The sequence below is a fragment of the Streptomyces sp. NPDC057271 genome, from assembly GCF_042668715.1.
Lineage (GTDB): Bacteria > Actinomycetota > Actinomycetes > Streptomycetales > Streptomycetaceae > Streptomyces.
In genome coordinates, this window is record NZ_JBHUYJ010000030.1 from 16,372 (window position 1) to 38,616 (window position 22,245).

General features: G+C 73.2%; 16 protein-coding genes and 2 pseudogenes. 12 read left to right on the top strand and 6 right to left on the bottom strand.

The window, feature by feature from the left end; genetic code table 11:
* The first annotated feature begins 208 nt into the window (after positions 1-208).
* On the top strand, positions 209-1,099 hold the full coding sequence (locus tag ACFUJR_RS16500) for an SGNH/GDSL hydrolase family protein (RefSeq protein ID WP_383169042.1): 891 nt from the start codon (positions 209-211) through the stop codon (positions 1,097-1,099).
* A gap of 11 nt (positions 1,100-1,110) precedes the next feature.
* The gene (locus ACFUJR_RS16505) at positions 1,111-2,046 is read left to right on the top strand and encodes an aldose epimerase family protein (protein ID WP_383169039.1); all 936 of its coding nucleotides are present in this window, start codon (positions 1,111-1,113) and stop codon (positions 2,044-2,046) included.
* 74 nt (positions 2,047-2,120) lie between these two features.
* Here the strand turns inward: ACFUJR_RS16505 and ACFUJR_RS16510 are convergent, their stop codons facing one another.
* Positions 2,121-4,574, bottom strand: a complete 2,454-nt coding sequence (locus ACFUJR_RS16510) for a glycoside hydrolase family 3 protein (protein ID WP_383169037.1) — start codon at positions 4,572-4,574, stop codon at positions 2,121-2,123.
* 158 nt (positions 4,575-4,732) lie between these two features.
* On the opposite strand from ACFUJR_RS16510, the gene ACFUJR_RS16515 reads away from it, so the two are divergent.
* The 3 genes and pseudogenes from ACFUJR_RS16515 to ACFUJR_RS16525 all read left to right on the top strand — a co-directional run bounded on the left by ACFUJR_RS16515 (position 4,733) and on the right by ACFUJR_RS16525 (position 7,482).
* Positions 4,733-5,302: a TetR/AcrR family transcriptional regulator gene (locus ACFUJR_RS16515; RefSeq protein ID WP_383169034.1), complete on the top strand. Its 570-nt coding sequence runs from the start codon at positions 4,733-4,735 to the stop codon at positions 5,300-5,302.
* 100 nt (positions 5,303-5,402) lie between these two features.
* Positions 5,403-6,711: pseudogene (locus ACFUJR_RS16520) on the top strand (pyroglutamyl peptidase).
* Positions 6,712-6,765: 54 nt separating this feature from the next.
* Entirely contained in the window at positions 6,766-7,482 is a 717-nt protein-coding gene (locus tag ACFUJR_RS16525) for a carbon-nitrogen hydrolase family protein (protein WP_383169030.1), read from the top strand.
* Between the two features lie 19 nt (positions 7,483-7,501).
* Here ACFUJR_RS16525 and ACFUJR_RS16530 read toward each other — a convergent pair whose 3' ends face one another.
* From ACFUJR_RS16530 to ACFUJR_RS16540, 3 genes are all read right to left on the bottom strand, one after another.
* Positions 7,502-8,308: an EI24 domain-containing protein gene (locus ACFUJR_RS16530; RefSeq protein ID WP_383169027.1), complete on the bottom strand. Its 807-nt coding sequence runs from the start codon at positions 8,306-8,308 to the stop codon at positions 7,502-7,504.
* Positions 8,309-8,403: 95 nt separating this feature from the next.
* Complete coding sequence (locus tag ACFUJR_RS16535; RefSeq protein ID WP_383169024.1) at positions 8,404-8,826, bottom strand: organic hydroperoxide resistance protein; 423 nt, start codon at positions 8,824-8,826, stop codon at positions 8,404-8,406.
* A gap of 63 nt (positions 8,827-8,889) precedes the next feature.
* On the bottom strand, positions 8,890-9,909 hold the full coding sequence (locus tag ACFUJR_RS16540; RefSeq protein WP_383169021.1) for an NADP-dependent oxidoreductase: 1,020 nt from the start codon (positions 9,907-9,909) through the stop codon (positions 8,890-8,892).
* Positions 9,910-10,006: 97 nt separating this feature from the next.
* On the opposite strand from ACFUJR_RS16540, the gene ACFUJR_RS16545 reads away from it, so the two are divergent.
* Complete coding sequence (locus ACFUJR_RS16545) at positions 10,007-10,441, top strand: MarR family winged helix-turn-helix transcriptional regulator (protein ID WP_383169018.1); 435 nt, start codon at positions 10,007-10,009, stop codon at positions 10,439-10,441.
* Positions 10,442-10,455: 14 nt separating this feature from the next.
* Here the strand turns inward: ACFUJR_RS16545 and ACFUJR_RS16550 are convergent, their stop codons facing one another.
* Positions 10,456-11,331, bottom strand: a complete 876-nt coding sequence (locus tag ACFUJR_RS16550; protein WP_383169015.1) for a hypothetical protein — start codon at positions 11,329-11,331, stop codon at positions 10,456-10,458.
* A gap of 122 nt (positions 11,332-11,453) precedes the next feature.
* Here ACFUJR_RS16550 and ACFUJR_RS16555 point away from each other — a divergent pair, with 122 nt between their 5' ends.
* The 6 genes and pseudogenes from ACFUJR_RS16555 (at position 11,454) to ACFUJR_RS16580 (ending at position 18,496) form a co-directional block, all read left to right on the top strand.
* A complete protein-coding gene (locus ACFUJR_RS16555; protein ID WP_383169012.1) occupies positions 11,454-12,005 on the top strand; it encodes a hypothetical protein in 552 nt (183 codons plus the stop codon).
* A 244-nt stretch (positions 12,006-12,249) separates the two neighbouring features.
* The gene (locus ACFUJR_RS16560; RefSeq protein ID WP_383169009.1) at positions 12,250-13,293 is read left to right on the top strand and encodes a rod shape-determining protein; all 1,044 of its coding nucleotides are present in this window, start codon (positions 12,250-12,252) and stop codon (positions 13,291-13,293) included.
* A gap of 36 nt (positions 13,294-13,329) precedes the next feature.
* The gene (locus tag ACFUJR_RS16565; protein WP_383169006.1) at positions 13,330-14,889 is read left to right on the top strand and encodes a GAF domain-containing protein; all 1,560 of its coding nucleotides are present in this window, start codon (positions 13,330-13,332) and stop codon (positions 14,887-14,889) included.
* A gap of 131 nt (positions 14,890-15,020) precedes the next feature.
* Positions 15,021-15,389 (top strand): annotated as a pseudogene (locus tag ACFUJR_RS16570) (MFS transporter); the annotation flags it as partial.
* A gap of 151 nt (positions 15,390-15,540) precedes the next feature.
* Positions 15,541-17,019: an acyl-CoA synthetase gene (locus ACFUJR_RS16575; protein WP_383169003.1), complete on the top strand. Its 1,479-nt coding sequence runs from the start codon at positions 15,541-15,543 to the stop codon at positions 17,017-17,019.
* Positions 17,012-18,496, top strand: a complete 1,485-nt coding sequence (locus tag ACFUJR_RS16580) for a carboxyl transferase domain-containing protein (protein ID WP_383169000.1) — start codon at positions 17,012-17,014, stop codon at positions 18,494-18,496. Before ACFUJR_RS16575 ends, ACFUJR_RS16580 begins: the two co-directional genes overlap by 8 nt.
* Before the next feature lie 71 nt (positions 18,497-18,567).
* Here the strand turns inward: ACFUJR_RS16580 and ACFUJR_RS16585 are convergent, their stop codons facing one another.
* Positions 18,568-22,236, bottom strand: coding sequence for a S8 family serine peptidase (locus ACFUJR_RS16585; protein ID WP_383170367.1), 3,669 nt, complete (start codon positions 22,234-22,236; stop codon positions 18,568-18,570).
* Positions 22,237-22,245: the final 9 nt, after the last annotated feature.

Here is a 22,245-nt window from a genome sequence, read left to right on the forward strand (position 1 = left end):
GTGAAACTCCGTAAACCCCCGAAAAGGGGACAGCATGTGACGTGATGTAATTTACCGGAGCCGATGGGCAAAGGTGCCTCTGGTTCGACGGGGGAAAAGCTACCGTGCCGCACCGCCCTTGGGGTGACGTACGGTCGGTCCGGGGCCGGGTGGACACCAAGCTTTCACTCGCCAGGACGCCGAACGGACGCCGAGGAGGGGCCGAGAGATGCGCGGCAGACGCCGTTTCCGTACCAACGTCGCCGCCGCGGGTGCCGCCCTGCTGCTGGGCGCGGGCGCCCTGACGGGGTGTGAGACCGCAGGGCCGGCCTCGCGGAAGCCGACCCCGACCCCGCGGCCCACGCCCGTCTGGGACCGCACCCCCGCCTCCGTAGCCGCCGTCGGCGACTCCATCACCCGCGCGTTCGACGCCTGCGAGGTCCTGGCGGACTGCCCCGAGGTGTCCTGGGCGACCGGCACGGACACCGCCGTCAACAGCCTGGCCCTGCGGCTCCTCGGCGCCGACGGCGTCACCGACCGCAGCTGGAACCTGGCGCGGACCGGGGCGCGGATGGCGGAGCTGCCCGGGCAGATGACCCGGGCGGGCGCCCGGAAGCCAGAGCTGGTGACGGTGATGATGGGCGCCAACGACGCCTGCCGTGACCGGGTGGAACTGATGACGCCGGTCGACGAGTTCCGCGCGGACTTCGAGGCGGCGCTCACCGCGCTGCGGAGGACCGCGCCCAGGGCGCAGGTGTACGTGTCGAGCGTGCCGGACCTGAAGCGGCTCTGGTCGCAGGGCAAGGACAGCCCGATGGGCCGCCAGGTCTGGAAGCTGGGGATCTGTGCCTCGATGCTGGCCGACGCGGAGGACCTGAGCGCGTCGGCCGAGCGGCGCCGGTCCCTCGTGCGGGACCGGGTGGTGGCGTACAACACGGTCCTGGAGGAGGTCTGCGCGAAGGACCGGCGCTGCCGGTACGACGGCGGCGCCGTGTTCGGCTTCCGCTTCGACGGCAGGCAGCTCAGCCCGTGGGACTGGTTCCACCCCAGCAAGAACGGGCAGGCGCGGCTCGCGGAGATCGCCCACCGGCAGGTGACGGCGCCGGAGCCGCCCGCGTAGGGTTCCGGATCATGAGGATCACGGGTGAACCCTTCGGTTCGGTCGATGGTACGGACGTCACGCGCTGGACGCTCCAGCACGGCGCGGTACGGGTACGGGTGCTGACGTACGGCGGCATCGTGCAGTCGGTCGAGACCCCCGACCGGGACGGTGTCCCGGACCGCGTGGTCCTCGGCTTCCCCGGTCTGGAGGGGTACCTGAAGCATCCGGAGCCGTACTTCGGCGCGCTGGTGGGCCGTTACGCGAACCGGATCGCGGGCGGGTCCTTCACCCTGGACGGCACGACGTACCGCCTCGCGCGCAACGCCGGTCCGAACTCCCTGCACGGCGGGGAGCGGGGCTTCGACAAGCGGGTGTGGGAGGCGCGGGAGGTCGAGGGCGGGGTACGGCTCTCCCAGGTGAGCCCGGACGGCGAGGAGGGCTTCCCGGGGCGCCTGGAGGTCTCGGCGACGTACACGCTCGACGCCGAGGGCGCGCTGCGGATCGCCTACCGGGCGGAGACCGACGCGCCGACGGTGGTGGCGCTGACGAACCACTCGTACTGGAACCTGGGCGGCGGGGCGCACGAGCTGCGCATCGCCGCCGCCCGGTACACGCCGGCCGACGCCACGGGCGTCCCGACCGGGGAGTTCGCCGAGGTCGCGGAGACGGAGCTGGACTTCCGTACCGGCCGGCCGCTCACGATCCCGCTGGACCACAACTTCGTGCTGGACGGCGGCGGTCCCGCGGCCGCCGCGGAGCTGTACGCGCCGGCGACCGGCCGGACGGTGACGGTGGAGACCTCCGAGCCGGGGCTTCAGGTGTACGCCGGTGAGGACCTCGGCGGGGTCGCCCTGGAGGCCCAGCACTTCCCGGACTCGCCGAACCGGCCGGAGTTCCCGTCCACGGTGCTGCGGCCCGGGGATGTGTACGCCTCGACCACCGTCTTCCGCTTCGGAGCGCGCTGAAGGAGGCCGGGAGCGACCGGAGGGGGAGCCCCGGGGCGGTTGTCAGGTTCCGCCCCGGGGCGGTCATGGGGAGGTCAGACCTCCAGTTCCAGGATGGCCGTGAGGCGCGTGTCGCCGAGCGCGTGCGCGGCCCTGACCTCGTATGTGCCGGGGACGAAGGTCCAGTCGTTGTTCTCCTCGTCCCAGATCTCGAAGGTCCTGCGCGGCAGCGGGATCTCGACCTCGACGGACTCGCCGGCGCCCGCCTCGACGGAGGCGAAGCCCGCCAGCCAGCGCTCCGGCCGCTCCACGCGGTCCGCCGTCGGCGCCAGGTAGATCTGGACGACCTCACGGCCGGTGCGGGTGCCGGTGTTGGTGACGCGGACCTTCGCCGTCGTCGGGGTGGCTTCGAGGGAGTCGTACCCCCACGTGGTGTAGCCGAGGCCGTGCCCGAAGGGGTACGCGGGGGTGGCGCCGGCCTTGTCCCAGGCGCGGTAGCCGATGAACACGCCCTCGGTGTAGACGAGTTCGCCGTCGTTCGGGGTGACGTCGGCGACGGGGACGTCGGCGAGGGCGACGGGCCAGGTGGTGGGGAGCCGGCCGCCGGGCTCGGCGGCGCCGGTGAGGACGTCGGCGAGCGCGGCGCCGCCCTCCTGGCCGGGGAACCAGCTGAGCAGCACCGCGGCGACGTCCTCGCGCCAGGGCATCTCGACCGGGGAGCCGGCGTTGACGACGACCACCGTGTTCGGGTTGGCGGCGGCCACGGCCCGGACGAGGTCGTCCTGACGGCCCGGCAGGGCGAGGTCCTTGCGGTCGAAGCCCTCGGACTCGACGCGCTCGGTGGTGGCGACGACCACGACGGCGGTGTCGGCGGCACGGGCGGCATCGACGGCTTCGGCGATCAGTTCGTCGGGGTCGCGGCGCGGCCCGAGGTGGACGAACGAGAACATGACCGCCGGGAGTGGGGCCGCGAACTCCTTGTCGAGCGGGTGGAGCAGGGACACCTCGACGGTCTCGCCCGCCGTGAGGGCGACCTTGGCGCGCTCCACGGGGGCGCCGAAGAACGCCTCGAAGGGGTCGCTCTCCGCACCCATCCTCTGGACACCGTCGAAGACGGTCTCGCCCGCGACGCGGAGGGTGAAGGCGCCGAGGCCGCGGGTGCCGAAGGAGTGCTCGCCGGACTCGCGCGGGGTGAACGTGCCGGTGACCTCGATGGAGTGCAGGGTCTCGTGGGTGACGCCGGCCGGGAGGTCGTCTCCGATCCACTGGACCTGGCCGCCCGGCAGGGCGCCCTCGCCGAGGACGGTGCCGTCGGCGTCGCGGCAGACCGCGCGGAGGGTGAAGCCCGACCTGACGGAGCCGGCGGGGGTGAGCTCGTCGCTGGGGTCGGCGCCGACGGAGAAGGTGAGCGCGCCGTCGGGCAGCGCGGCTGTGAGGCCGGCCAGCGGGGAGACGGTGTGGTCGGGGAAGACCTGGGCGGAGCCGCCTCCGAGGATGCGGGCGTCGCGGGCGGCGGCGCCGGAGAGGGCGACGGTGCCGCTCGCGGCCAGCGGAAGGGCGGCGTTCTCGTTCCGTACGAGGACGAAGCCGCGGTGGGCGATCTCGCGGGCCAGCGCGTCGCCGTCGATGGTGTCCGGGGCCTCGGTGACGACCGGCGGGGCGCCTTCGAGGGCGCCGACGCGGGCGGCGAGCCGCAGCACGTTCCGTACGGCCGTGTCGACGGTCGACTCCTCGACCTCGCCGGCGCGGACGGCGGCGGCGAGCGCCTCGCCGTAGACGGTCTGCGGGCCGGGCATGGCGATGTCGAGGCCGCCCTCGATGTCGCCCTTGGTGGACCGGGCGGCCATCCAGTCGGAGACGTTGGCCCCGTCGAAGCCCCACTCGCCGCGCAGGACCTCGTTGACGAGTTCGTGGTGCTCGCTCATGGTCACGCCGTTGACCTGGTTGTAGGCGGTCATGATGCCCCAGGGGTGAGCGTTCTTGACGATGGCCTCGAAGGGGGCGAGGTAGAGCTCGCGCAGCGGGCGCGGGGCGACCTTGTTGTCGACGGTGAAGCGGTCGGTCTCGGCGTCGTTGGCCACGAAGTGCTTGACCGTCGTGCCGACGCCGCCGTCCTGGACGCCCTGGACGTAACCGGTGCCGATGGCGCCGGTGAGGTACGGGTCCTCGCTGTAGGCCTCGAAGTGGCGGCCGCCGAGCGGTGAGCGGTGCAGGTTGACGGTGGGCGCGAGGAGGACGTGGACGCCCTTGCGGCGGGCCTCCTGGGCGAGCAGCCGGCCGGCACGGCGGGCGAGGGCGGGGTCCCAGGCGGCGGCGAGCGCCGTCGGGGACGGCAGGGCGACCGAGGGGTCGTCGGCGGTCCAGCGGACGCCGCGGACGCCGATCGGGCCGTCCGACATCACGACCGACCGCAGCCCGATCTCGGGCACGGCCGGCAGCGACCACATGTCCTGGCCGGCGAGGAGCCGTGTCCTGGCGTCCAGGTCGAGCTTGGCGAGCGCCGTCTCGACGGCCTGCTCCCGAACGGACTCCGCACTGATCTCCGACACGGCCGTACCTCCTTGTTGGCGTCCTTGTGGCGCCCATGGTGGACCGGATACCTGTAGATCGGTAGGTTTCGTTATCGCTTCGTAACATCGAGATGTCGTACGGTCCTCTGGGACGGAGCGTTCCGGCGGACGGCTACAGGGAGAGGGGGGCCACGGCGATGGTGCGGGCCAGGAGCGAGGAGCGGCGCTCGGACATCGTGCGCGCGGCCCTCGAAGTGATCGCCGAGCGCGGCTACCGGGGGGCGTCGCTCGGCGCCGTCGCCGAGCGCGTCGGGCTGACCCAGCAGGGGCTGCTGCACTACTTCCCCACGAAGGAGGCCCTGCTCGTCGCGGTCCTCGCGGAGCGCGACAAGTGGGACACCAGCGGGGCGGGCTCGCGCGAGGGCTGGCGGCTCGACCTGATCGACTCGCTCGTCGAGTACAACGCGATGCGGCCGGGGATCGTGCAGACCTTCTCGGCCCTGCTCGGCGAGAGCGTGACCGACGACCATCCGGCGCGGAGCTTCTTCACCGAGCGCTACACCCAGGTCCGCGAGGAGATGGCGAACGTCCTGCGTCTGGAGTTCGGCGAGCGGCTGCCGAGCGGGCTGACTCCGGAGCAGGCGGCGCCGATCCTGACGGCCGTGATGGACGGGCTGCAGTACCAGTGGCTGCTCGACCCGTCGGCGGTGGACATGCCGCAGGCGTTCCGGGACTTTCTGCGCCTCCTGCACGGAAGCGACAAGTGAGGGCACCGTAGCGGGAGTTGCGGGTGAGTCGGGATTCTGCGCGAGCCGGTTGCCGACCCGTGTTCCCGACCCGACGGAGGGCTCGCCTGTGCTGCCCCGGATGCGCCACGCCTCGCTCGGTCTCGCCCTGATCACCGCGACGCTGGTCGCGGCCGCACCACCCGCCTCTGCCGACGACGTGGTCACCGCGACGGGCCCTGTCTCGGGCGCTGCTTCGGGCCGCGCCGCTTCGGGCAGTGTCGAGGAGGCACGGCTCGACCGGGCCGCGCCGCAGGAGATCCTGCACCGGGGTGGATTCGCCTCCGTGGCACCGGAGTTCGCCCGTGCGCTCGCGGGCGCGGAGTCGTACGGGGAGGCCGAGCGGGCAGCGGTACGGCACGGCGCGGGGCTCTGGCGGGCCGCCGTGGACCGGGCGCAGGGGCGTCGCGTACGCGGCGATCTGAGCCGGGACGACGACCGGCCGCTGTACTGGGCACGGCTCTCCATGACCAGGTAACTGCGCTCCTGGCAGCCCGAGTTCGGGCTCTCCGCCGAGGGCCGGGCCCGGCTGCTCGACCGGCTGGAGCGCTCCTCTCGCGGTCAGGACGCGATCCGCTTCCCCCTCGGGAAGGGCGTGAAGCGGATCCTGATGACCGGCTTCGATCCTCCCCCAGCCTTCGGCCGGGGGGGACCTCCATCTCGCTTCGCTCACCCTCGACCGGGACGCCCGGATCTCCAACCCGTCCGGGGCCACCGCGCTGGCTCTGGACGGCACGTGGATCCGGACCCCGGACGGCGGCCTCGCCCGGATCGAGACCGCTGTCTTCCCCGTCCGCTGGCAGGACTTCGCCGACGGCACGGTCGAGCGGACGTTGCGGGAGCAGCTGCCGAAGGTGGACCTCTTCGCCACGGTCAGCCAGGGCCGGATCGGGCGCTTCGACATCGAGCGGTTCAACCGGGCCTGGCGGGGCGGGTTCCCCGACAACGAGAACCTCTCGCGCACGGAGACCGTCCCGGTCGCCGACCCGGCCACGCAGCCCCAGTGGACGGCGACGCCCCTTCCGTACGCCTCGATCGTCGCGGCGGACACCGGGCGCTTCCCGGTCCGCGACAACACGGCGGTGACCGAGATCCCGGCGGGCTGGACCGGACCGGTGGTCCGCCCGGAGGGGCCGACGCCGGGCTCGACGGCTCGCGCGGGCGGCGGCGGGGACTACCTCTCCAACGAGATCGCCTACCGCGCGACCCTGCTGCGCGACCGGCTCGGCCTGCGGGAGCTGCCGGGCGGCCACGTCCACACTCCGGTGCTGCAGTTCGGGGCGGGGAACACGGACCCGGCGACGGGCGCGGTCACGGACCCCGGGTTCGTACGCAACCGGGTGGACATCATCGGCCAGGTGCGGGCGATCATCGCGGTGGCGGCCTCCTGACGGGTACCCGGCCGGGGTTTCCCGCGCCGGGCGGCGGGCGGAAGGATGGGGGTCATGATCGTCGCAGCAGCGCAGTTCGCCCCGGTCGCCGGGAACATCGAGGCCAACGTCCGTACCACGGCCGACCTGGTCCGACGGGCGGGCGGGGAGGGCGCGCGGGTCGTCGTCCTCCCCGAGCTGGCCCTCACCGGCTACGAGCCGACCCTCATCCGCCGGAACCCCGCCCTGCATCTCGCCGAGGACGACGGACGGCTCGATCCGGTACGGGATGCCTGCCGGGCCGCCGGGACGGCGGCCGTCGTCAACGGACCGGTGCGCACGGCAGGGGGCCTGCCGCCGGGCATCACCTCGCTCGTCCTCGGCCCGGACGGCGGACTCCTCACCCGCTACGACAAGACTCGTCTGCACGGGTTCGAGAACGAGGTCTTCACGGCGGGTAGCGCCGACGGCCGCTTCACGCTCGACGGCACCCGTTTCGCGCTCGCCACCTGCTACGACAACCGCTTCCCCGAGTTCGCGGAGCGGGCGGCGGGCGACGGCTGCACGGTCTGTCTGGCGAGCTCGGTGCTCACGGCCGGCAACGACTCGTTCGAGACGGTCTATCCGGCACGGGCCAGGGACTTCGGGCTGTACGTCGCGATGGCCAACGTCCTCGGCGAGAGCGAGGAGGGCACGTGCGAGGGCCACAGCGGTGTCTGGGGCCCGGACGGCGAGCGGATCGCCGACGCGGGCGCCGACCGCGAGGGCTACGCCCTCGCCGAGGTGGGCTGAGAAGCCGCACCCCGTCTGGCTAGGTCGTGTGGTAGGGGTGCGGGGCGCCCGTCGGGACGGGGGCGGGCTTGCCGTCCTCCGCGGGCGCCGTCTCGCCGTTCAGGTCGCGGGCCATCAGCGTCGCGCCCGCGACCGCGCCCGGCATCAGGAACACGGCGACGAACGGGACCAGGAACGCGAGGGTCAGCGGGACGCCGAAGCCCAGGGTGAGCGTCCGGCGGCCGCGGAGCATCCCGAGGCGCTCCTTCAGCTCGACGCGGCGGCGCTGGAGGGCGACGGCCGTCAGCTCCTCGGCGAGGAAGAAGCCGGAGACGCAGAAGCCCACGACGGGGACGACCGTCTGGCCGACGACCGGGATGAAGCCGCAGGCGAAGAGCAGGATGCCGTACAGGGCGACCCGCAGCAGGACGCGCAGGCTGTCGCGCGCCGAGATCCACAGCTCGCGCCAGAGCGGCAGGCCGGACTCGGGGACGTCGCCGCCCTCGGTGCGGTCGACCTGCTCGGAGAGCGACTCGTAGAAGGGCTGCCCGACCAGCAGCGTCACGGCGGTGAAGGTGATGACCGCGAGGAAGAGCCCGAAGGCGAAGACGAGGCCGGTGAGGAAGCCGCGGAGGATCCCCTGCCAGGGAGAGGTCCAGTCGTCGGCGAACGGCGTCGCCCAGGCGGTCAGGTCGTCGGCGCCGTAGCCGAGACCGATGATCGCGCCGACGTACAGCAGGAGGGTCACGAGTCCGGGCAGCAGCCCGAAACCGAACCACCGGCCGTGCCGGCCCACCCACTTCTGCCCCTGTACCAGATATCCGAACCCGGCCCCGAAATCGCGCATGTCGATCACCCTATCGGGCGCCCCGCGCGGGCCGGGACACAGAAGAGACCGCACCCCGGTCGGTCGGGGTGCGGTCCTCTTCAGCCTACGCGCAATCAGACGGCCAGCTCGACCGTGATGTTCCCGCGGGTCGCCTTGGAGTACGGGCAGACCTGGTGGGCCTTCTCGATCAGGCTCTTCGCCGTCTCGACATCCACGTTCGGAATGGTCGCCGAGATCTTGACGATGATGCCGAAGCCGTCGTCGTTCTTGCCTATGCCGACCTCGGCGGTGACCGTCGAGCCCGAGATGTCGGCGTTCTCGTTGCGGGCGACGACGCCCAGCGCGCCCTGGAAGCAGGCGCTGTACCCGGCGGCGAAGAGCTGCTCGGGGTTGGTGCCCGCGCCGGAGCCGCCCATGACCTTCGGCGGGTTCACGACGACATCGAGCTGACCGTCGTCGGTGGCCACACGGCCGTCCCGCCCGTTCTCGGCGGTCGCGACGGCGGTGTACAGGACGTCAGACTGCTGGATGGACATCTGGGTCTTCCTTCTGCTGGTTCGCCGCGACTCGCGCCCACGATCGCGACGGCTGAGGGAAGACTAACGGGTCAGCGAGACGATCATCTTTCCGGTGTTCTCGCCGCGGAGCAGCCCGAGGAAGGCGTCCGCACCGTTCTCGATGCCCTCGACGAAGGTCTCGCCGTACTTCAGCTCGCCGGAGCGCAGCCAGCCGCCGACCTCCTCGACGAACTGCTGCTGCATGCCGTAGTGGTCGCCGACGAGGACACCCTGGAGACGCAGCCGCTTGCCGATGATCATGGCCATGTTGCGCGGACCGGGCACCGGCTCGGTGTCGTTGTACTGCGCGATCATGCCGCAGATGGTGGCGCGGCCGTGCACGTTGAGCGAGGAGATCGCGGCTTCGAGGTGGTCGCCGCCGACGTTGTCGAAGTAGACGTCGATGCCGTCCGGGGCGGCCTCGCGCAGCTGGTCCTTGACCGGGCCGTTCTTGTAGTTGAACGCCGCGTCGAAGCCGTACTCCTCGACGAGGAGCTTGACCTTGTCGTCGGAGCCGGCGGAGCCGATGACCCGCGAGGCGCCCTTGAGCTTCGCCATCTGGCCGACCTGGCTGCCGACGGCGCCGGCCGCGCCGGAGACGAAGACCGCGTCGCCCTCCTTGAAGGAGGCGACCTCGAAGAGTCCGGCGTAGGCCGTGAGGCCCGTCATGCCGAGGACGCCGAGGTACGTGGAGAGGGGGGCGAGGCCGGGGTCGACCTTGGTGGCGTGCTGGGCGGGGACGTCGGCGTACTCGCGCCAGCCGAGGCCGTGCAGGACGTGGTCACCGACGGCGAAGCCCTCGGCGTTCGACGCGACGACCTCGCCGACCGCGCCGCCGTCCATGGGGTGGTCCAGCTTGAACGGGGGGATGTACGACTTCACGTCGTTCATCCGGCCGCGCATGTACGGGTCGACGGAGAAGTGCAGGTTCTTGACCAGGATCCGGCCCTCGGCGGGCTCGGTGACGGGGGTCTCACGGAGCGCGAAGTCCGCGGGGGTGGGCCAGCCGTGCGGACGGGCGACGAGGTGCCACTCACGGTTGGACGCGGGAAGAACGGACATCAGCACTGCCTCCTGGAACAGAAAATTACTTCACTACCTGAAACAACCATGCTCCTGGATATTTCATGTTGTCAAGTATCTGGGTACGATGAACCCCATGGCCACCTCACGCACAGACCCCCTGACCCTCGAAGTCGTCGAGCTGATCGGCGCGGTCGTGGCGCGGTACCACCAGGAGTACGAGCAGGCGGCCTCGGAGCACTCGCTCACCGGCGCCCAGGCCCGTGTCCTCGGACTCCTCTCCCTGGAGCCGGTTCCGATGCGGAAAATCGCCCAGAAACTCCAGTGCGAGCCGTCGAACGTCACGGGGATCGTGGACCGCCTCGAATCGCGCGGCCTGGTGGAGCGGCGCCCCGACCCCGCCGACCGCCGCGTCAAGCTGGCCGCGCCGACACCGGAGGGGGTGGACACCGCTCGCCGGCTCGGGGAGTCGCTGGACTTCGCGCGCGAGCCTCTGGGACAGCTCACGGACGTCGAGCGAACACTCCTGCGGGACCTGCTGAAGCGGATGCTGGGCGCGGACCGGCCGTAGCGCGACCGAATCGCTCAGCAGAAGATCCAGAACCAGCAGCTCGGGCTGGGCTCGGGTGCCGGGGTGGTCGGCGCCGGCGGCTCGCCCGGCGGCGTCGCGGTCGGGCCGCCGCTGCTCGTGACGGTCGGCGAGGGGCCGGCCGGCGGCGCGGACGGCGAACCGGTCGGCGGGGCGCTCGTCGGGCCGCCTTGGCCGCCGTCCGAGCCCTGCGGACCCGCACCCCCGCTCCCGGACCCGGCCCCGCGCCCGCTCCCGCGCCCGCTCCCGCCGGAGCCCGACCCGCCGGAGCCCGACCCGCCGGATCCGGATCCGGCGGTGGGTATGCCTGTGTGGCCGGGCGCGGGCGTGTCCGTGTCCCGGGGCGCGGCGGACGTCGTGACGCGGACCGGGGTCGTACCGCCCGTCGGCGGGGCGGTCTCGGAGGGCAGCGGCGGGAGCGAGGTCTCGACGGCCTCCGCCTCCTGCACGGCGGTGGCGGCGCCGCCCTCGCCCGGGGGTTCCAGCGCCATCCTGGCCATGCTCAGCGCGCCCGCCGCGAGGACGATGCCGAGGGTGCCCACCACGACGTTGCGTCCTTTGCGGCTGCGCGCGCGCCGGCTGCGGCGGGCACCGGCCCGCCCGGACGGCGCGGCACCACGGCGGGCGGCGGCCCGGCCGCCCCGCGAGGTCGCGCGGGGCGGTTCGAGCGGGTCCAGTTCGTAGACGTGCTCGGCCCGTTCCCCGTGCTCCCCACGCGCACCGTGCTCGACGTACTCGACACGCTCGGCCGCGACCGCGCGGGGTGCGGCCGGTTGCGGGGTCTCGTACCGCAGCTCCTCGACGGGTGTCCCGCATCCGGCGCAGGCGAGTGCGCCGTTGAGGTGCCGTCGGCACTGGTGGCAGTAGTCCATGGCTGCCGCAGAGTATGTGTCGGCGGGACACCTGAGGTAGGCGAGTACGTGAGGATCCTGTGAGGAAACCCCAGGTCGGCGGCGTGTCGTCGTGAATCTCCCGCTTCGGGCAGGATGGGCTCATGACACCGTCCGAGCCTTTCGGGCCACGCGAGTTCCAGCTCGTCCTGCTGCGCCGTATGGCCGACCACCAGCCGGACCTGGTCGAGGACGCGCTCCGGGAACTGGGGGCGACCAGGGCCGAGTCGCGTGAGGCGAACCGCCGCTGGCAGGCGTGGGCGCACGGCCGCCGGGGCCCGGGCGAACTGGCCCGCTACAGGTCCGTCCTGGGTGAGCCCGTGGCGCGGCGTCCGGTCCCGGAGCCGGCTGCGGAGCTGCTGGAGTGGGAGCTTCAGCTCTGGCCGGAACTGCGGTGGCAGGTGATGGTGGGGGCGCGGGCGGCGGTCTGGGGCAGCGGCCTGGTCCGCGCGCCGGGCGCCCCGGTGCCGGAGCTGCGCGGCGAGGCCGACCTGCGGCCGTGGAGCTGCACCCTCGCCGAGGTCGGCAACGCCTTCCCACCGGCCCGGGCCCGCGACGGCAGCGCGCCCACGCGCCTCCGTCTCGACTTCACCCTGCCGGACGGCACGCCCCGCGCGGCGGAGTTCACCTGGGGCCTGCTCCAACGTCTCCTCTGACCGGAGGCCGCCACCGCGAACACCCGCCGCGCCGCGCGCACCCGCCACCGTGCGCACCCGCCACCGTGCGTACCCGTGCCGCGCCCTCCCCCATGCACCCGTTGAGCCGCCGTCAGGCGGAGGCGCACCCCCGGGCGGCTCAGCCCAGCGCGCGCCGGGGGTGTGGCGGTCGCACGATGCGAACAAGAGCGCCTGAGCGCTCATGCCTCGCTCCGTGCCAGCACCGCACTCCGGAGGATCTGCCGTGACCGTCAGCCTTGAGCAGCTGCGCCGTTGCCATGTCGCCGTCGACCTGGGAGCCGCCCGGACCCGGGTCTTCGTCAAGGGCGCCGGGCTCGTCGTCGACGAACCCAGTGTCGCCGCCGTGAACACCCGCACCGGCGCCCTGATCGCCGTCGGCGCCCTCGCCGAGAAGATGACCGGCCGCACCCCCGACTACATCCGCGTCATGCGGCCCGTCTCCGGCGGCACCGTCGTCGACATCGAGATGGCCCAGCGGATGCTCCGTCACCTCCTCGGCGAGAAGCTCCGCCGCCAGCTGCGCCGCAAGCCCCGGCTGCGCGCGGCCGCCAGCACCCCGCACGACAGCGACCCGCTCGCCCAGCGCGCCGCCGTGGAGACCCTCGTCGGGCTCGGCGCCCGACGGGTCGAGCTGGTCGACACGCTGATCGCGGCGGCCGTCGGCTGCGGACTCCCCGTCGAGCAGCCCACCGCGACCATGATCATGGTCTGCGGGGCGGCGACCACCCAGGTCGCCGTGCTCTCGCTCGGCTCCATCGTGACCGCCGAACGGATCCCGGTGGGCGGTGACGCCATCGACCACGCCATCATCCAGCACCTGCGCCACCAGCACGAGCTGATGCTGCCCAGCCAGTCGGTCCGGCCCCTGCAACTCGCCCTCAGAGGCAACGGCCTGACGCTCCAGGGCCCGAGCTACACCGAGATCCACGGCCGCGACGTGGCCACCGGCCTCGCCCGCTCGGTGACCGTCGACACCGCCGCCGTGCGGCAGGCGATCCACACCCCGCTGACCGCCGTCCTCGACGGCATCGGCAAGATCCTGCGCGACTGCCCGCCCGACCTCGTCGCCGACCTGGCCGAGCGCGGCGTGATGATGGTGGGCGGCAGCGCGCTGCTCCCCGGCCTCGACCAGATGCTGCGCGAGGCGACCGGCATGCCCGTGCACATCGCCGAACGCCCCGACGTGTGCGCGATCCTCGGGCTCGGGGCGATGCTGGAGGGCAAGATCCAGCCGATGATCCTCGACCCGCTGGCCGAGGCCCACTGACCGTCGTGATCCGCCGGTCCGCAGGACAGTGATCCCATGTCACGCATGGACAAGGACGACGAACCGGCCTCCCGCCTGCCGTTCCTCCTCCAGGCCGTCCTGAGTGTCGGCACCGACCTCGAACTGCGGGCCACGCTCCAGCACATCGTGGACTCGGCGATCGAACTCATCGGAGCGCGCTACGGAGCGCTCGGCGTCGTCGACCCCGAGCGCGGCCGGCTCACCGAACTCTTCACCGCCGGGATGACGGAGGCCGAGCGGCAGCGGATCCCGCGGCTGCCCGACGGGCACAGCGGGCTCATCGGCGCGCTCGTCCAGGACCCCCGGCCGATGCGGCTCGACGATCTGACGACCGATCCGCGCTCCGGAGGAGTGCCGGAGGGGCATCCCGAGATGCGTTCCCTCCTCGGCGTCCCCATCCGCGTCCACGCCGAGGTCTTCGGCAACCTCTACCTCACCGAGAAGCACGGCGGCCCGTTCACCGACGAGGACCTGGCCATGCTGCGCGTCCTCGCCTCGCAGGCCGGGATCGCCATCGGCAACGCCCGGCTGTACGAGACGGTGCGCCAGCGCGAGCGCTGGATCGAGGGCGCGGCGGCGGTGACGACGGCGCTGCTCACCGGGGAGCCGGCGGCGGACGCGCTGATGACGGTCGCCGAGCGGGCGCGGCTGCTCGCCGACGCCTCGGCGGGGGTCGTCCTCCAGCCCACCGAGGAGGGCGGGATGGAGATCGTGGCGGCGTCGACGATGGACGACCCGGGCGACCTGGTCGGTACGACGATCGCGCCGGGTTCGCCGGTCCTGGAGCAACTGCTGGCCGGGGAGCCGGTCTTCGTCGACGACTCGGCGACCGATCCGCGGATGACGACGCACGTACGGTCGCGGTTCGGGCCGTCGATGATGCTGCCGCTGCAGAGCGGCGGCCGGCTCATCGGGACCCTCGCCCTCCCCCGGCGGCGCGGCGGGCGCCCGTACACGGCGGTGGAACGGCTGCTCGCCTCGCAGTTCGCCTCCCAGGCGGCGCTCGCGCTGGTCCTGGCGGACGCACAGCACGACCGGGAGCGGCTCGCGGTCTACGAGGACCGTGACCGGATCGCCCGTGACCTGCACGATCTCGTGGTCCAGCGGCTCTTCGCGACCGAGATGATGCTGGAGTCGACCCGGCGGCGGGCGGCGGACACCGGCCCCCGTGAAGCGGACGACCCGGCCGTGCCGGACGAGGAGGGCGCCCTGCTCGCACGGGCCGTGGACGAGCTCGACTCCACCATCCAGGAGGTACGGACGGCCATCTTCGCCCTCCAGCAGCCGCCCGCCGACGCGCCGGCGACGTTCCGGGGGCGGGTCCTGCGCGAGACGGGCGGCGCGGCGGCGCTGCTCGGCTTCCAGCCCTCGGTGCACTTCTCCGGCGCGGTCGACACCCTCGTCGAGCCCGCCGATGCCGACCGGCTCCTCTCCACCCTGCGCGGCGCGCTCGCGGCGGCCCACCGCCGGCCGGGCGTCACGGCGATCACGGTCGAGGTGGCGGCGACCCGGGAGGGGCCGCATCTGGTGGTGGCGGACGACGGCCGGCCGCCGACGACGGTCGCCTGGCCGTAGCGGATCCGTCCGCGGCCCCGGCCCTGCCCCCGTACGGCCCAATCAGGCGCGCCCCGCCCTTCCCCGCGGACTTGACTGATCACGTGGACACCCTCGAGAAGCCCTCCGGCGCCGCCTACCGGAATCTGGTCATGGCGACGATCGGGTTCGCGCTCACCTTCTGGGCGTGGAACCTGATCGCGCCGCTGGCCGCCGACTACGGGGCCCGGCTGAACCTCAGCTCGTTCCAGCAGTCACTGCTCGTCGCCATCCCGGTCCTGGTGGGTTCCCTCGGCCGGATCCCGGCAGGCACGCTCACCGACCGCTACGGCGCCAAGGTGATGTTCCCCCTGGTGTCGGCGCTGACGATCGTGCCCGTGCTGCTGCTGATCCCGGCGCGGAACTCGTACGCCGCGATGCTCGCCGCCGGTTTCCTCCTCGGTCTCGGCGGCACGACCTTCGCCATCGGGATCCCGCTGGTCAACTCCTGGTTCCCGCCCGCGAAGAGGGGCCTGGCGCTCGCGGGCCGCGTGTACGCGTACGGGCGGATGCGGACGCTCCGGCCGACCGGGGACGGCGGCGGCAGTCCGGAGGTGAGCAAGGTCTCGGCGCGCTGCCCCTGAGGCGGGGGAAGAATGCCTCTCGCATCCCGCTACGCGAGGAGGACGACCCTTGAACGCGCTGTTCCCGGCCCTGAAGACCCGTGAGGGCCTGCCCGCACTGCGCTTCGGCGCCGAGACGCTCACATACGAGGAACTGGGCAAGGCGGCCGGCGCCCTGGCGACGCGGATCCTGGGCGCGGGGCGGGTCGCCGTGTGGGCCACGCCGACCGCCGGGACGGCTGTCGGCGTGGTGGCCGCGCTGCTGGCCGGCGTTCCGGCGATCCCGGTCAACCCGCGTACGGGTGAGAGGGAGTTGGCGCACATCCTCGGCGACAGCACCCCGGGTGCCGTGCTCGCGGGCGCCGACGACGTGCTCCCGGCGGGACTGGCCGAACTGCCCCGGATCGACGTCGAGACGGCGGTGTCCCACCACACCCCGATCTCCGCGGCCTTCGCCTTCTCCGGCGCGGAGCCCGACGACCCCGAGACCGCCGCCCTCATCGTCTACACCTCCGGCACCACCGGACCGCCCAAGGGCGTCGTCCTCTCCCACCGGGCGATCGCCTCCTCCCTCGACGCGCTGGAGGAGGCCTGGGCGTGGACCGAGGACGACGTGCTCGTGCACGCGCTGCCGCTCTTCCATGTCCACGGGCTGATCCTGGGGATCCTCGGGCCGCTGCGGCGCGGCGGATCGGTGCGGCACCTCGGCGCGTTCTCCGTCGAGGGCGTGGCGCGGGAGCTGGGCGCGGGCGGCGGCACCATGCTGTTCGGCGTACCGACGATGTACCACCGGATCGCGGACGCTCTCGGTGAGGATCCGGAGCTGGTACGGGCGCTGGCCGGGGCGCGGCTGCTGGTCTCGGGCTCGGCGGCTCTGCCGGTCCACGACCACGAGCGGATCACGGCGGCGACGTGCCGGACGGTGATCGAGCGGTACGGCATGACCGAGACCCTGATGAACACCGGCGTCCCCGTGGGTTCCCGCCCGCGCCCCGGCTCCGTCGGGCTCCCCCTCAGGGGCGTGGAGCTGCGGCTCGTGGAGGAGGACGGCACGGAGCTGCGGGCGTACGACGGGGAGAGCGTCGGCGAGATCCAGGTCAAGGGCCCGAACCTGTTCACCGCGTACCTGAACCGGCCGGACGCGACCGCCGCCGCCTTCGACGGGGACTGGTTCCGCACCGGCGACATGGCGGTCCGCGAACCCGACGGGTACGTACGGATCGTGGGCCGCAAGGCCACGGACCTGATCAAGAGCGGCGGATACAAGATCGGCGCCGGGGAGATCGAGAACGCGCTCCTGGACCATCCGGCGGTCCTGGAGGCCGCGGTGACCGGTGCGCCGGACCCCGATCTCGGGGAGCGGATCGTGGCCTGGGTGGTGCCGGCCGACGTGGAGAGGCCGCCGACTGCCGGGGAGCTGGCGGACCATGTCGCCGGGCTCCTCGCCCCGCACAAGCGCCCGCGAACGGTCCACTTCCTGCGGGCGCTGCCCCGCAACGACATGGGCAAGCTGCTCAAGAAGGCCCTCCCGGAGGCCCTCCATGGCTGAGCGCCTCACGTCCCGCGAGGTCGTCGCGCTGGTCTCCGGTGACTTCACACCGCTGCCGCACCCCGCCTCCCCGGCGCCGCCGCCGCCCGAGGGACCGATCGGCTGGGCCGGCTACGACGCCGCACGCGCGCGTGCGGCCGCGAGGACCGGCGAGGAGGAGTCCGTCCTGTACGGCAGGGCGACGATCGGCGGTCGCCCGGTGGTCCTGGTCGCCTTCGAGTTCGGCTTCCTCGGCGGCTCGCTCGGGCAGGCGGCCGGAGACCGGCTCGTCGCCGCGTACCGGACCGCGCTCGCCGACCGGACCCCGCTGGTGTCGCTCGTGGCGACGGGCGGCAGCCGGATGCAGGAGGGCATGATCGCCCTCGCCCAGCTCCAGCGTGTGGCCGAGGCGACGGTACGGCTACGGGAGGGCGGCGTGCCCCACGTCACGGTGTTGCGGGACCCGTCCACGGGCGGTGGCTGGGCGACCGTCGGCGCGGGCGCGGACGTGGTCCTCGCCCTGCCCGCCGCGCAGGTGGCGTTCGCCGGCTCCCGGGTCCGTCCGAGGGACGCGGACCCGGCGGCGTACACGGCCGAGAGCCAGTGGGAGCACGGGCATGTGGACGCGCTCGTCGCGCCGGAGGAGCTGCGGACGACGCTCTCGCTCTGGCTGGGTCTGCTGACGGCCGGCGAGCCCCGCGACGAGTCCGGGGCCGAGCCCGGCGAACCGTCCGGGCCCGAGCCCGGCGACCGGTCCGGGACGCCGCTCGGGGCACCGGCCGGCGGTACCGTCGGTGCCCCGGCCGTCGGCCTGCCCGACGGCACGCACCGGTCGGCCTCGACACCCGCCCCTCCGCCCCGGGCGCTCACCGAGGCCGCGCCGCCCGGGAGCGGCTGGGAGGCCGTCGTACGGGCCCGGTCCGCCGACCGTCCTCGCGCCGGGGCCTATCTGGACGCCTACTTCACGGCGCGGGCCGCCCTGCGCGGGGACCGGGCGGGCGGCGTGGACCCCGGGGTGGAGTGCGGCTTCGGCCTCCATGAGGGGCGGCCGGTCGCGTACGCCGCGCAGGACGGGTCGGCGACGCGCCCGGCGGGCTTCCGGACCGTCGCACGGCTGATCCGGCTCGCGGACCGGCTCGGGATCCCCGTGCTGACCCTGATCGACACCCCGGGCGCCGCCAACGACGCCGGGGCCGAACGGGCCGGAGCGGGACCGGCCATCGCGGACGCCTTCACCGCGGTCGCCGAGGCACGGGTCCCGGTGACCTCGCTCCTGGTCGGCGAGGGCGGCTCGGGAGGGGCGCTCGCGCTGGCCGCGCCGGGCAACACCTGGGCCACGCCCGACAGTTACTTCTCCGTCATCGCCCCCGAGCTGGCCTCGGCCATCCTCAAGAGGCCGGAGGACCAGGCCCCGGCCACCGCCGACCAGCTCCGGCTGCGGCCCCAGGACCTGGTGGAGCTGGGAATCGTGCGCGGGATCGTGACGCGCGGCGGGTGAGCGCCGGGGGACGGGAGTCCCGGCACGGCTCCGCGCCGTGCCGGGACTCCCCCTGTCCGGTGGTTCCGGGGCTACTTCACCCCGACCGCCCGGATGATCTCCTGCTCGACCGAGCCACCGCGGTCGTCGGACGCACCCGCCCGGAACGAGAGGTACTGCGCGTCGTCCGGCACCCGCAGCTCACCCGTCCAGGACGCGCCGCCCCACGACTTCTTCAGCGCCACCTTCTGCCAGGTCGTGCCGTCGTCGTACGAGACGTCCAGCGTGCCGCCACCGAGCCTGCCGGTGTCGATCGCGCCCTTCACGTACTCGGCGGAGATCCCTACGGACACCCGGCTCCCGCCGCGTACGTCGCCCTTGAGGTCGGTGTCGACATCGAAGCCGAGGTTGATCAGGGGGAGGAAGGTCGATCGGTCGGAAGGGGTCTCCTCGGAGCGGAACGTCCACTCCGCGTGGCCCTTGGTCGACAGCCGCCAGCGCGCCGGGTCGAGGGTGGTGTCGGTGACGACCTTGTAGGTCGCCTCCTCCGCCGGGGCGTCCCAGGCGTAGGCGCCGGAGCTCATCCTGCGGTCGACCCGGGTCCCGTTGGCGTACACCTCGGTGAACTGGGTCATCGAGTCGTCGCCCCACACGTTGCCGAAGCCGGTGTGGTCGGGGCCGGAGTCGCCCCAGCCGGGGGTGTTGAACCTCAGGTCGTTCCCGACCCGCTGCTGGCCCCAGCCGAGTCCGGTACCGAGCCAGGGGTGCCAGACCGGCTCGAACCAGTCGAGCGACCGGGTGCCGCCACCCCGGTAGGAGTTGACGCCTCCGCGCTGCTCCAGGGAGTCGGCGAGGTCGACCGACTCGTGCCAGCCCTGGCCGGTGCCGGTGGAGACGTACTCGGTGCGCTCGGCCGGAAAGGCGATGTGCTCCTTGAAGCCGAAACCGATGGGGAAGGTGTCGGTGATCGAGTAGCGGAACTCGCCGCCCAGCTCCTTCTGGCCCGTGGGCATGTGGAACGCGGAGCGAATGGTGGCCAGTTCGTCCCGGTCGGGCCGGAAGACGAGGTCCTTGCCGATCGCGCCCGGGTGCCCCTCGGAGAGGTCGTAGGTGTACGGGGTGAACCGGGTGCCGGTCAGGTCGATCCGCTTGCCGCGCTTCGCCGCCCGGGAGAGCCGTGTCGCGTCGGCGGCGTCGACGGTCGCGACGGCGATCTGCCGGTCCTCGAACTCGGCGGTGCCGAACCAGGACATCAGCCGTCCGGGCCGGTCGTCGGTGACGAACAGCGCCCTGGCGCCTGCGTCCTGGGCGTTCTGGGCCAGCTCCGTGTTCGGGACCGCGCCGGCCCGGACGAGGACGGCCTTGCCCTTGACGTTCCTGCCCGCGTACTCGGCGGCCGTGCCCGTGCCCGCGTCGACGACGCCGAGCCGGTGGCGGCCTTCGAGCATGTTGGAGCCGGCCTGCACGGTGGCCTCGGACAGCCGGTCGCCGTCGGCGCTCGCCTCCAGGAGCGGCTTGCCGAGCCGCCAGACCGTGCGGTACTCGAAGGTGCCGTGGGCGGGCTCGCGGGTGGGGGCGGCGAAGATCGAGTCGTATGTCATCGGCACCTGGACCGCGCCGCCGTAGGAGGCACCGTGGGCGTCACGGTCGAACTCCATGAGCAGCTGGCGGGTCTCCGTCCGCTGCTCGACCTCGGCCCGGATCTCTCTCAACTGCCTTCCGTCGAGGGTGATCTCGCGGTCGCGGTCGAGGACGATCTCCGGGTCGGTGAGGAAGCCGAGGCCGAGGGAGTCCCTGCCCCTGGAGCCACGCACGTCGAGGAAGGTGTCGACGGTGTACGTGTCGGGCTTCAGCCGCAGCTCCACGGTGCCCGAGTCGCCGACGGCCACCGGGAACGGGTCGTACCGGCCCTCGGCGAGCTGCTTGACGATCACGGTGGCGGGGGCGGGGGCGCCGTCACGGTCCTTGACGTGGATCGTGAGGTTGTAGCGCTCCTCCTCCTTCACCAGGCCGAGCGCGGTGTGTGCGACGGGCGTACCGCCGGCCGAGGCGACGATCCGACCGGAGGCGTTGCCGACGGGGGCCTTGGTGCCGTCGCCGGTGACCGTGGTCTCAGCGGTGCCGTGGGCCGGGACGGTGAGGGTGGTGTCGGCGAGGGTCGCGACTCCCGCGGGCATCCCCTCGACGGCGAGGTTCAACTCCACAGCGGAGCCCGAGTGGTTGGTGTATGTCACGGTCTTCGTGACCGGCTTGTTCTCCTCGTACGGCCAGGAGAGGAAGCCGAGGTCGGCGGAGCCGGTGGCGGTGACGTTCGCGGCGACGGCGGCGGCCACGTCGACCCGGCCGGCGCCGAGGGCGTAGGCGGAGTCGGTGAGCGTCTTCGACGAGGACATCAGGGCGTTCTTGAGCTGCGCGCCGGTCCAGTCGGGGTGCTTCTCGGCGAGCAGCGCGGCGACGCCGGCGACGTGCGGGGTCGCCATCGACGTGCCGCTCATGGAGGTGTACAGGCCCGTGCCGGACGCCAGTTGGGAGCGGGCGGCCAGGATGTCCACGCCGGGCGCGGAGAGGTCGGGCTTGAGCGCCTGGTCGCCGAAGCGCGGTCCCTGGCTGGTGAAGTAGGCGGCCTGGTCGGCCTCGTCGACGGCGCCGACGGTGAGCGCGGAGTCGGCGGCGCCGGGCGAGCCGATGGTGCCGGGGGCGCCGCTGTTGCCTGCGGCGATGACGAAGAGGGCGCCGGTCTCGGCACTCAGGGTGTTCACGGCCTGGGCCATCGGGTCGGTGCCGTCGCTGCCCTCACGCGAACCGAGGCTCATCGAGACGATCTTCGCGTCGATGTCCTTGGCGGCCCACTCCATGCCGGCGATGATCTGCGACTCGGTGCCGGAGCCCTCGTCGCTGAGGACCTTGCCGACGGCGAGGGTCGCGCCCGGCGCGACACCCTTCTCAAGGCCGTCCGAACCGGCGCCGCTGCCACCGACGGTGGAGGCGACGTGGGTGCCGTGGCCGTCGCGGTCGGCGACCTCCTGGCCCTCGATGAAGGACTTGGACTCGGCGACCCGGCCGGCCAGGTCGGGGTGGCCGAGGTCGGCGCCGGTGTCGAGGACGGCGACCTTCACGCCCTTGCCGGTGAGCCCCGCCTCCCACGCCTTCGGGGTGCCTATCTGGGCGTTGGACTCGGCCATCGCCGCCTCGACCCTGCCGTCCAGCCAGACCTTGCCGCCCGCGGAGCGGGTGGCGGGCGAGGTGAACGACCGCCAGAACGCGGCCGGGTCGGTCGCCTCCACCGCGGAGCCGCCGATGCTGGGCAGGTCGCGGACGGTCTCGGTGCCGCGCGGCGCGGCGGCCCGCGCCCCCCTGCCGTGGGTGACGATCAGCGGAAGTTCGTCGGTGACGCCCTGCTCGATGAGGCCGCTGACGTCGAAGAGCCGGCGGTCGAGGACGCCCGAGTCCAGGTAGGGGCGGGCCTCGTCGGGGACGACGGAGATCCGGCCGTCGGAGATCTCGCTGCGTACGGCTCCGGTGGCACCCTTCGCCCGGTCGACGGTGACGGTCTTCCGGCCGCCGCCCAGTTCGGTCACGGTGACGCGGTCGCCCGTGATGAGCGTGACGGTCGCGCTCGCGCCGGCCGCGCCCGTGAAGGTGTCGGGTACGGCGGGGGCGGAGGTTCCCCCGGCAGCGGCGGTCTGCCCTGCCGTGAGCAGCATCAGGGAGATGCCGGCGGCGAGCAGCCCGGCCCTTCCTCCTACGGAAGGTCTGATCATCGACGCACT

Bases quoted from the DNA above. Each gene is read 5' to 3' on its own strand.
- ACFUJR_RS16500 (WP_383169042.1), top strand. From the start codon at position 209: ATGCGCGGCAGACGCCGTTTCCGTACCAACGTCGCCGCCGCGGGTGCC.
- ACFUJR_RS16505 (WP_383169039.1), top strand. From the start codon at position 1,111: ATGAGGATCACGGGTGAACCCTTCGGTTCGGTCGATGGTACGGACGTC.
- ACFUJR_RS16535 (WP_383169024.1), bottom strand. From the start codon at position 8,826: ATGTCCATCCAGCAGTCTGACGTCCTGTACACCGCCGTCGCGACCGCC.
- ACFUJR_RS16585 (WP_383170367.1), bottom strand. From the start codon at position 22,236: ATGATCAGACCTTCCGTAGGAGGAAGGGCCGGGCTGCTCGCCGCCGGC.
- ACFUJR_RS16525 (WP_383169030.1), top strand. From the start codon at position 6,766: ATGATCGTCGCAGCAGCGCAGTTCGCCCCGGTCGCCGGGAACATCGAG.
- ACFUJR_RS16550 (WP_383169015.1), bottom strand. From the start codon at position 11,331: ATGGACTACTGCCACCAGTGCCGACGGCACCTCAACGGCGCACTCGCC.
- ACFUJR_RS16580 (WP_383169000.1), top strand. From the start codon at position 17,012: ATGGCTGAGCGCCTCACGTCCCGCGAGGTCGTCGCGCTGGTCTCCGGT.
- ACFUJR_RS16515 (WP_383169034.1), top strand. From the start codon at position 4,733: ATGGTGCGGGCCAGGAGCGAGGAGCGGCGCTCGGACATCGTGCGCGCG.
- ACFUJR_RS16565 (WP_383169006.1), top strand. From the start codon at position 13,330: ATGTCACGCATGGACAAGGACGACGAACCGGCCTCCCGCCTGCCGTTC.
- ACFUJR_RS16540 (WP_383169021.1), bottom strand. From the start codon at position 9,909: ATGTCCGTTCTTCCCGCGTCCAACCGTGAGTGGCACCTCGTCGCCCGT.
- ACFUJR_RS16530 (WP_383169027.1), bottom strand. From the start codon at position 8,308: ATGCGCGATTTCGGGGCCGGGTTCGGATATCTGGTACAGGGGCAGAAG.
- ACFUJR_RS16555 (WP_383169012.1), top strand. From the start codon at position 11,454: ATGACACCGTCCGAGCCTTTCGGGCCACGCGAGTTCCAGCTCGTCCTG.
- ACFUJR_RS16545 (WP_383169018.1), top strand. From the start codon at position 10,007: ATGGCCACCTCACGCACAGACCCCCTGACCCTCGAAGTCGTCGAGCTG.